This is a genomic window from Micromonospora sp. AMSO12t (assembly GCF_008806585.1).
Lineage (GTDB): Bacteria > Actinomycetota > Actinomycetes > Mycobacteriales > Micromonosporaceae > Micromonospora > Micromonospora reichwaldensis.
The window spans coordinates 1-468 of sequence record NZ_WAAS01000610.1 but is presented as its reverse complement, the minus strand read 5'-3'; the positions used below and the strand labels follow the sequence as shown (position 1 = coordinate 468).

The following is a 468-nucleotide window of genomic DNA, read 5'->3' as shown; positions in this document are numbered from 1 at the left end:
GGTCATTGAGGACACTGTCCGGCAAACTGTATCCGGCTGTTTTGAACTCGTGCAAAATGAGCTGCTGCTCGACCAGTTTGTCGAGGTTCTCGGTTTGCATCTCAGTAAGCTTCTGTTCGAGCAGGGAACGCGAAGCGGCATATTTTCTGGCCACCAGGTCCGCCGTCTGCTGGTTGAGGCTCTCCAACTCCTGGTACGTGATGACCGCGTCGTTCACGATTGCGCGGATGGCATTCGCCAGCTCCGCGTGCGCGGAAAACGTCGAAGCCAGCAATGCAACTAAGCTGACTCGGAAAGCCCAGATTCTCATCATTGACCCGGAAGTCTATTGGGCGAAAGCAAGCTGGCAAGGTGCAAGTTACCCTAACGGCGCCCCATGGACCACCGGGAGGGGGGCCTGCCAGTCAGAAGGCCAGCCCGGTGAACCCGGACTTGCTACTGCCCGCCTGGTTCAGGCCTCGAAAGGCA

At 58.1% G+C, this 468-nt stretch carries 2 protein-coding genes; one reads left to right on the top strand and one right to left on the bottom strand.

Annotated features, from left to right (window positions below):
* Positions 1-217, bottom strand: a 217-nt coding sequence (locus F6X68_RS33180; RefSeq protein WP_370519034.1) for a hypothetical protein, incomplete at its 3' end; no start/stop codon positions are given.
* 10 nt (positions 218-227) lie between these two features.
* On the opposite strand from F6X68_RS33180, the gene F6X68_RS34585 reads away from it, so the two are divergent.
* Positions 228-468 (top strand): hypothetical protein (locus F6X68_RS34585; protein ID WP_225852584.1); only part of this gene is annotated, 241 nt, incomplete at its 3' end.